At 70.5% G+C, this 8,671-nt stretch carries 6 protein-coding genes and 1 pseudogene; 6 read left to right on the forward strand and 1 reads right to left on the reverse strand.

What is annotated here, in order from left to right; genetic code table 11:
* Window positions 1-75: 75 nt before the first annotated feature.
* Together AB0G20_RS38645 and AB0G20_RS38650 are read left to right on the forward strand one after the other, a co-directional pair.
* Window positions 76-1,677 carry an MFS transporter gene (locus tag AB0G20_RS38645; RefSeq protein WP_361311337.1) on the forward strand — a complete coding sequence of 534 codons (1,602 nt, stop codon included), beginning with the start codon at window positions 76-78 and terminating at the stop codon, window positions 1,675-1,677.
* 123 nt (window positions 1,678-1,800) lie between these two features.
* Window positions 1,801-2,991, forward strand: coding sequence for an acyl-CoA dehydrogenase family protein (locus tag AB0G20_RS38650; RefSeq protein WP_361311340.1), 1,191 nt, complete (start codon window positions 1,801-1,803; stop codon window positions 2,989-2,991).
* A gap of 49 nt (window positions 2,992-3,040) precedes the next feature.
* On the opposite strand, the gene AB0G20_RS38655 is transcribed toward AB0G20_RS38650, so the two are convergent.
* Window positions 3,041-3,478 carry a cell division protein SepF gene (locus AB0G20_RS38655; RefSeq protein WP_248507614.1) on the reverse strand — a complete coding sequence of 146 codons (438 nt, stop codon included), beginning with the start codon at window positions 3,476-3,478 and terminating at the stop codon, window positions 3,041-3,043.
* A gap of 290 nt (window positions 3,479-3,768) precedes the next feature.
* Here AB0G20_RS38655 and AB0G20_RS38660 point away from each other — a divergent pair, with 290 nt between their 5' ends.
* The 4 genes and pseudogenes from AB0G20_RS38660 (at window position 3,769) to AB0G20_RS38675 (ending at window position 8,440) form a co-directional block, all read left to right on the forward strand.
* Window positions 3,769-5,013, forward strand: coding sequence for a DUF5685 family protein (locus AB0G20_RS38660; RefSeq protein ID WP_361311343.1), 1,245 nt, complete (start codon window positions 3,769-3,771; stop codon window positions 5,011-5,013).
* A gap of 28 nt (window positions 5,014-5,041) precedes the next feature.
* Window positions 5,042-5,856, forward strand: a pseudogene (locus AB0G20_RS38665) (DUF1684 domain-containing protein).
* Between the two features lie 228 nt (window positions 5,857-6,084).
* Window positions 6,085-6,990, forward strand: a complete 906-nt coding sequence (locus AB0G20_RS38670) for a S1 family peptidase (protein WP_361311346.1) — start codon at window positions 6,085-6,087, stop codon at window positions 6,988-6,990.
* Window positions 6,991-7,357: 367 nt separating this feature from the next.
* Window positions 7,358-8,440: a S1 family peptidase gene (locus tag AB0G20_RS38675; protein ID WP_361311348.1), complete on the forward strand. Its 1,083-nt coding sequence runs from the start codon at window positions 7,358-7,360 to the stop codon at window positions 8,438-8,440.
* Window positions 8,441-8,671: the final 231 nt, after the last annotated feature.

The raw sequence follows: 8,671 nt of genomic DNA on the forward strand, positions 1-8,671 counted from the left end.
CTCCGGCCGAGTCGCGGGGGCGTCCCCCACCCCGCGAGCCCGCCGATCGCGAGGGAACATCTGGGAGGTACGTACATGTCCGGGACGACCACGGCCGCCGCTGCGCTGCGCCGTCGGGCGGCCGGGGCCGGTGCCAACCGCTGGGTGGTTCTCGTCGTCCTCTGCGTCAGCCTGCTGCTGGTCGCCGTCGACGCCACCGTGCTGCACGTGGCGGTCCCCGCCGTCACGGAGGACCTGAGGCCCGGCGGGATAGAGCTGCTCTGGATCGTCGACGTCTACCCACTGGTCTGCGCCTCGCTGCTGATCCTTTTCGGCACGCTGGGCGACCGCATCGGCCGCCGAAGAGTCCTGCTCCTCGGCTACACGCTGTTCGGCGTCGCTTCCGGCCTCGCGGCCCTGGCCGACAGCGCCCAGGTGCTGATCGTGGCGCGGGCGCTGCTCGGCGTGGGCGGCGCGATGATCATGCCCGCGACCCTGTCGATCCTGCGGCAGGTCTTCCCGGAACGGCGCGAGCGGGCGCTCGCGATCGGCATCTGGAGCGCCGTGGCCGCGGTCGGCGCGGCGGTCGGTCCGCTGCTCGGCGGCTTCCTGCTGGAGCACTTCTGGTGGGGCTCGGTCTTCCTCGTCAACATTCCGTTGATGCTGGTCAGCCTTCCGGTGGGACGACTGCTGCTGCCCGAGTCGAAGGGTGACGGCAGGGGCCCCTGGGACGTGGTCGGTGCGCTGATGGCGGCGGCCGGACTGTTCGGTGTCGTGCTCGGCGTGAAGCGGCTCGGCAGCGGGGAGTCGCTGGGCAGCCTGCTCACCGTGCCGTCGCTGGTGGTGGGCGCCGCGCTGCTGGTCGCCTTCGTACGGCGGCAGCGGCGGCGGGCGTATCCGCTGGTGGACCTCAAGATGTTCGCGCGGCCGGCGTTCAGCACGTCCGTCGGGTGCATCGTGCTGGCGATGCTCGCGCTGGTGGGTCTGGAACTGATCGCGGCGCAGTACCTGCAGCTGGTGCTCGGACTGTCACCGCTGGAGACCGGCCTGCGGCTGCTGCCGCTGACGTTCGCGGCGATGGCGGCCGGGCTGGCCGGGGCGCGGATGCTGCGGCGGTTCGGGCCGCGGCGGATGGTGTGCGCCGGATTCTGCCTCACGGCGTTCGCGGTGGTGCTGCTGACGGCGCTGGGCCGGACGGACAACTGTGCGCTGATGCTGAGCGGGTTCGTGCTGCTCGGTTTCGGGCTGGAGACGACGCTGTTCGGGGCGTACGAGTCGATGCTGAGCGAGGCGCCGCAGGAGCAGGCCGGTGGGGCGGCGGCGATCGGGGAGACGTCGTACCAGCTCGGGGCGGGGATCGGGATCGCGCTGCTCGGCACGGTGATGAACGCGGCGTACGCGCCCGGGCTGTCCGGCGTGCCGGGGGTTCCGGCGTCGGCGTCCTCCTCGGCGGGGCATTCGCTGGGGGAGGCGTACGAGGTTGCCGCGCAGCTGGGCGGCTCCGCCGGTGCCGCTCTGCGGCATGCCGCCCGGGATGCGTTCGTGCACGGGCTGCATGTGACGTTGCTGGTGAGCGCGGGGTTGTTGCTGCTGGGGGCGGTGATGGCGTTGCGGTTGCCGCGGGCCATGCAGTGTGAATCGGGGCCGGTGGAGTTGCCCGCCCCCAGGGACGCGGCGGAATCCCGCGTCTCGGTCTGACCCCTTCGCCCTCCCACGCACCTTCAGCTCTTCGGTTGGCGGCTACGGGTGGTGCGTGGGTGGGTGGACGCCGTAGCGTCTTGGCTAGCGGTGCTAGTTAAAGAGTCTCGGAGGGTGTCGATCATGTCCGGTTCGTCCAAGCTGCCTCCCTTCGATCCCGCCGATCCCCTCGGCCTGGACGACCTGCTGGAGCCTGAGGACCTCGGGATCAGGGACACCGTGCGGGCCTGGGCCGCGGACCGGGTGCTGCCGTATGTCGCCGAGTGGTACGAGAAGGGGGAGCTGCCGGGGATCCGGGAGCTGGCCAAGGAGCTCGGCGGCATCGGTGCCCTCGGGATGTCCCTGGACGGCTACGGCTGTGCCGGTGCGTCCGCCGTGCAGTACGGGCTCGCCTGCTTGGAGCTGGAGGCCGCCGACTCCGGCATCCGTTCCCTCGTCTCCGTGCAGGGCTCCCTCGCCATGTACGCGATCCACCGGTTCGGCAGCGAGGAGCAGAGGCAGCAGTGGCTGCCGCGTATGGCCGCCGGCGAGGTCATCGGCTGCTTCGGGCTCACCGAGCCCGATCACGGCTCCGACCCCGCCGCCATGCGGACGTACGCCAAGCGCGACGGCTCCGACTGGATCCTCAACGGCCGCAAGATGTGGATCACCAACGGGTCGGTCGCCGGTGTCGCCGTCGTATGGGCGCAGACCGACGACGGGATCCGCGGGTTCGCGGTGCCCACCGACAGCGGCGGTTTCTCCGCACCCGAGATCAAGCACAAGTGGTCCCTCAGGGCCTCGGTCACCAGCGAGCTCGTGCTCGACGACGTGCGGCTGCCCGCCGACGCCGTCCTCCCGGAGGTCACCGGCCTGCGCGGACCCCTCAGCTGTCTGTCCCACGCCCGGTACGGCATCGTCTGGGGCGCCATGGGCGCGGCCCGCAGCAGTTTCGAGGCCGCGGTCGACTACGCGAAGTCACGGGAGCAGTTCGGGCGGCCCATCGGCGGCTTCCAGCTCACTCAGGCCAAACTCGCCGACATGGCGGTCGAACTGCACAAGGGGATTCTGCTCGCCCATCATCTGGGGCGGCGTATGGACGCCGGCCGCCTGCGTCCCGAGCAGGTCAGCTTCGGCAAGCTCAACAACGTCCGGGAAGCGATCGAGATCTGCCGCACGGCCCGGACCATTCTCGGCGCCAACGGGATCTCGCTCGAATATCCCGTGATGCGGCACGCGACCAACCTCGAGTCGGTGCTCACCTATGAGGGCACCGTCGAGATGCACCAGCTCGTGCTGGGCAAGGCGCTCACCGGACTCGATGCCTTCCGGTAGGCCGGTCCGGTAACCCTGCGCGGGGGCAGGGCCGGTGAGCGGCCCTGCCTCAGCTCTGGTTGAAGAAGCCGTCCGTGCGGTGCGCGGCCGGATCGCCGTTGACGATCTCCGTGTTGGCCGGGGTCAGCAGGAACACGCGGGTCGACACTCTCTCGATCGAACCGCGCAGGCCGAAGATCAGCCCGGCCGCGAAGTCGACCACGCGCTTGGCGTCGGAGGCCTCCATGGCCGTGAGGTTCATGATGACCGGCACGCCCTCGCGGAACAGCTCGCCGATGGCGCGCGCGTCCCGGAAGCTGTCCGGGGTCACGGTGCCGATGCGGCGCCCCTTCTCCTCGGCGACGTCCGAGGCCACCTTGACACGCGGATCGGTGACCCAGGCCTCCCCGGGCTCGGTCCCGTCGGAGTAGTCGTCGTCGTAGTAACGCTCGTCTTCGTTGTCGTCGACGAGGCCAAGCCAGGCACTTGCCTTGCGTACCGATCCCATGGACGCCTCCTCTCACAGCGGTCTTTCTGCTTTCCGCATCCCTATGGTCGTCCATGATGCGGATGGCGCGCCAAGTGGATAGACGCCGCACGGGGGGTTTGTGACGGTACTGGTGCACAGCGAATCCGTCGAGAGTCCGTGTGTCCCAAGGGCCGTTTCCCAAACGGCTGCTGACTGTGAGTGAAATATGATTCTTCTCGGCGTACGGGTGACGGCCGGGGCGTACGGGTGAATGCGGGGACCGATACGATGCCGCAGCTCAGCGTCGTTACGAAGCTCGGGGGAGCGTTGTGTTCGGAATCGTCAGGCCCTGTAGACACCGGCTCGGGGAGAAGCTCACAAGCCAGTGGATGGCGCATTTGTGCGGGCTCTGCCTCGCACTGCGCGGTGACCACGGACAGTTCGCTCGAATAGTGACGAACTATGACGGGCTGCTCATATCGGTTTTGACGGAGGCTCAGGCGGAGAGTGACGGGACCGGCCGGCGCACGGCCGGTCCGTGCCCGCTGCGGGGCATGCGCACCGCCTCCGTCGCGCACGGCGAGGGAGCCCGGCTCGCGGCGGCCGTGTCCCTGGTGCTGGCCTCGGCGAAGGTGCGCGACCACGTCACCGACGGCGACGGGCTGTTGGCCCGCAGACCGGTGGCCCGTGCCGCGCGCCGGGTGGCCGCGAGCTGGGACACGGCCGGTGCCCGGAGCGGCACCGCTGTGGGGTTCGACACCGCCCTCCTGGTCGACGCCGTGGACCGGCAGGCCGGGATCGAGGCGCTGGCCGGGCCAGGGACGCCGCTCCTGACCGTCACCGAACCGACCGAGACCGCGACCGCCGCGGCCTTCGCGCACACGGCCGTCCTCGCCGGCCGGCCGCACAACGCCCTGCCGCTCGCCGAGGCCGGACGGCTCTTCGGCCGCCTCGCGCACCTGCTGGACGCCGTGGAGGACCTGCACACTGACGCGGCGTCAGGCGCCTGGAACCCGATCGCGGCGACCGGCACCTCCCTCGCGGAGGTCCGGCGGCTCGCCGACGACGCCGTGCACGGGGTGCGGCTCGCGCTGCGCGAGGCCGAGTTCGCCGACGCGCAGCTCGTGCATCTGCTGCTCGTGCACGAACTGCGGCGCTCGGTGGACCGGGCGTTCGGCACGGTGCCGGTGTGCGCCTCCCACCAGGGCGGCGGGCCCTACGGACAGCAGGGACCCCACGGACAGCCGCCCCAGGGGCCCTACGGCTCCCCGCAGAACCCGTACGCGGGCAGTGGCGGGAATCCGTATGCCGGTGGGGGAGGGGCGTACGGCGGCGACGGGTTCGGTGGCGGCGGATTCGGTGGCGGTGGTTTCGGCGGGGGCGCGCCGGTGCCGCAGCCGCCCCGCCGGCGGGGGTTCTGGGCCGGCTGCGGCATGTTCTGGCTCCTGTGCTGCACCTGCAAGCTGTGCTGCGCCAAGGAGTACGAGGGGCCGTGGTCCCGTAAGAAGCGCGAGGGCGCCTGCCGGGACTGCGACTGCGACGGGTGCGACTGCTGCTGCCCCTGCGACTGCTGACCCGGCCCCGTGTGGCAGGGGCGCCCGTATGACGACGGACGCGTCCGAGGACTGGCAGCGGTGGCACGAGGGGCGCGTCGCGACGGTGTCGGCGCCGTACGGGCCGCTCGCGCTCATCGGCACCCTCCCCCAGTGCCTGAACGGCCTGGGGGCACCCCCAGGCTGGAGGACTATCCGGACGGTCGACTTCCGGACATCCCCGGCTCCTGGCGGGCCGACGGCGACACGGTCGTGCTGACCGCGGCCGAGGCGGACGGTCTCACCGTGGACGGACAGCCCTTCGGCGGTGAGGTACGGCTCGCGGCCGACCCGGGCCCCGCGAACAGGGCCCGGGTGGCGTACGGCGAGCGGCGGCTGGTCGTGCTGGTGCGCAAGGGGGCGTGGGGCGTGCGGGACTTCGACCCGGAGTCCACCGCGCGCCGGGCGTTCCGCGGCCTCCGGGTCACGCCGTACGACCCGCGCTGGGCGGTGCCCGGACGGTTCACGCCGTACGACACCGGCCGCACGGTCCGGGTGCCGAACGCCGACGGGCGCGAGCGCGGGCTCGGGCTCGGCGGGGAACTGGCCTTCGAGCTGGCAGGGCGGGTGCCGAGGCTGAAGGTGACGCTTCAGGACGACGGCTCGCTGTGGGCCGTCTTCGCCGACGCCACCAGCGGGAACGGCAGTTACCGCTTCCGGTTCCTGCGCCCCGCCGCGCCGGACGCCGAGGGGCGTACGACCGTCGACTTCAACCGCGCGCTGCTGCCGCCGTGCGCCTTCGCGGACCACTTCGTCTGCCCCTTCCCGCCGCCGGGGAACACGCTGGACGTCGAGGTCGCGGCGGGGGAGCGCACGCTGGTGTGACGTGCGGCGGGGGCCCGGACGCCGACCGCGGGGCGGCTTCGTAAAGATCTTTTAAAGGTTGAAGTCCGAAAGGCACTCTTGCGCCGACCGGCCGTTCGGCCGAATACTCCCCCTCAGCGCTTGTCAGGGGCACGGCGTGTTCGGAATCCGGACAGCCGGTCGCTGACTGCGCCTCACGGGCCCGAAACCCCACGAGGGCCCCCTACTTCCTTTGTGGAGGAACGAAAAGTGAGGATCAAGCGCACCACCCCCCGCAGTGGCATTTCGAGACGGACCCGGCTGATCGCCGTTTCCACCGGCCTCGTTGCCGCCGCAGCGATCGCGATCCCCAGCGCGAACGCCTCCGACACCCCCACCACCTTCAGCGCCGCGGAGCTCAAGAGCGCCAGCGGCTCGCTGCTGAAGGCCGACATCCCGGGCACCGCCTGGGCCGTCGACAGCAAGACCAACCGCGTGCTCCTGACCGTGGACAGCACGGTCACTCAGGCCGAGATAGCGAAGATCAAGCAGCAGGCTGGCGGCAACGCCGACGCGCTCACGATCAAGCGCACCCCCGGCAAGTTCAACAAGCTGATCCAGGGCGGCGACGCCATCTATGCGAGTAGCTGGCGCTGCTCCCTCGGCTTCAACGTCCGTGCCAGCAACGGCACCGAGTACTTCCTGACGGCCGGTCACTGCACCGACGGCGCGGGTACCTGGTACTCCAACTCCGCCCGCACCACGGTCATCGGCTCGACCGCCGGCTCCAGCTTCCCGGGCAACGACTACGGCCTCGTGCGCTACAGCGGGTCCGTCAGCCGTCCCGGCACCGCGAACGGCGTGGACATCACGCGCGCGGCCACCCCGAGCGTGGGCACCACCGTCATCCGCGACGGCTCCACGACCGGTACGCACAGCGGCCGTGTCACCGCCCTCAACGCCACCGTCAACTACGGCGGCGGGGACGTCGTCTCCGGCCTGATCCAGACCACCGTCTGCGCCGAGCCCGGTGACTCCGGCGGTGCGCTCTACGGCAGCAACGGCACGGCGTACGGTCTGACCTCCGGCGGCAGCGGCAACTGCTCCTCCGGTGGTACGACGTTCTTCCAGCCCGTCACGGAGGCCCTGAGCGCCTACGGCGTCAGCGTCTACTAGGCCCCTGGCGGCAGTTCGCAGCACTTCCGGCCCCCGCACGCACCGCGTGCGGGGGCTTCGCGCTGCGTGCGGGCTGCCTTCTGGAACCGGGCGTCGGAGGGGCGAAATTCAGCCACGGGTAGACCTCACAGAGTGGGCACACATTACTCACGCGTAATATTTGCACTGTGAACGTACGGGAGTTGAGTCCGATTTGATCGTGGACGGTCAAAATGAGGGGGCGTGCGAAGCGCTGTCTACGCGCGTCTCGAACTCACCCTTGTGTGCTCCCCGTTGTCCTCGGAATAGTGGGCGCTCGTCAACGAAGCCTTCCGGCTCGTGAGGTCCCCACAACCTCTCGTGCCGACCCCCCACAGGAGGACAGAAGTTGAAGCACCGACGCATACCCAAGCGGCGTGCAGCCGTGGCAGGCGCGGGCATCGCCGCGCTGGTCGCCGCGGGAGTGACGTTCCAGACCGCGAACGCCAGTGAGACCCCTGAGGCGTCCGCACCCCGGACCCTGTCGGTCACCGCGGCCGGAAAGCTCGCCTCGACGCTGGCCGAGGACCTGGGCGGCGACGCGGCCGGGACGTACTACGACACGAAGAGCAAGGCTCTCGTGGTGAACGTGCTCGACGAGGCCGCCGCGCAGGCCGTCGAGAAGGCCGGCGCCAAGGCGAGAGTCGTGGCGAACTCCCTCGCCGAGCTCAAGAGCGCCCGCAGCACGCTGAAGCAGGACGCGACGATCCCGGGCACCGCCTGGGTGACCGACCCGACGACGAACAAGGTCGTCGTGACCGCGGACCGCACGGTCTCCAAGGCCGAGTGGGCGACGCTGACGAAGGTCGTGGACGGGCTCGGCGCGAAGGCCGAACTCAAGCGGTCGAAGGGGGAGTACAAGCCCTTCATCGCCGGTGGCGACGCGATCACCGGTGGCAGCGGGCGCTGCTCGCTCGGCTTCAACGTGGTCAAGGGCGGCGAGCCGTTCTTCCTGACCGCCGGTCACTGCACCGAGGGCATCTCCACCTGGTCTGACTCCAGCGGCAAGGAGCTCGGCACCAACGCTGACTCCAGCTTCCCGGACAACGACTACGGGCTGGTCAAGTACACCGCGGAGGTCGACCACCCGAGCGAGGTGAACCTCTACAACGGCTCCACCCAGAAGATCTCGGGCGCCGCGGACGCGACCGTCGGCATGGCGGTCACCCGGAGCGGGTCGACCACGCAGGTGCACGAGGGCAAGGTCACGGGCCTGGACGCCACCGTGAACTACGGCAACGGTGACATCGTGAACGGACTGATCCAGACCGACGTGTGCGCGGAGCCGGGTGACAGTGGCGGGTCGCTGTTCTCCGGGGACAAGGCGGTCGGGCTCACGTCCGGCGGCAGCGGTGACTGCACCTCGGGCGGGGAGACGTTCTTCCAGCCGGTGACCGAGGCGCTGTCGGCGACCGGGACGCAGATCGGCTGACATGTGAGTGTGTGAAGTCCCGCCCCTTGTGCGAGGGGCGGGACTTTTCGCGTGTACCTCCGGTGGGGGTGCGCGTCGTCTGCGCCTCTTCGCCGGGTGTGGGTCGGGGCCGTGTCGGGGGGTGTCCGTCCTCGGGACGGCGCGATGGGGTTGCGTGCCGACTGACTGTTCGTTGACGCGCCAACCGCTGCGGGCGCGTTCCCCCCTGAACAATTCGTTTAACTTTTTCTC

Origin of the sequence: Streptomyces sp. NPDC024017 (assembly GCF_040638895.1) — a bacterium.
Lineage (GTDB): Bacteria > Actinomycetota > Actinomycetes > Streptomycetales > Streptomycetaceae > Streptomyces.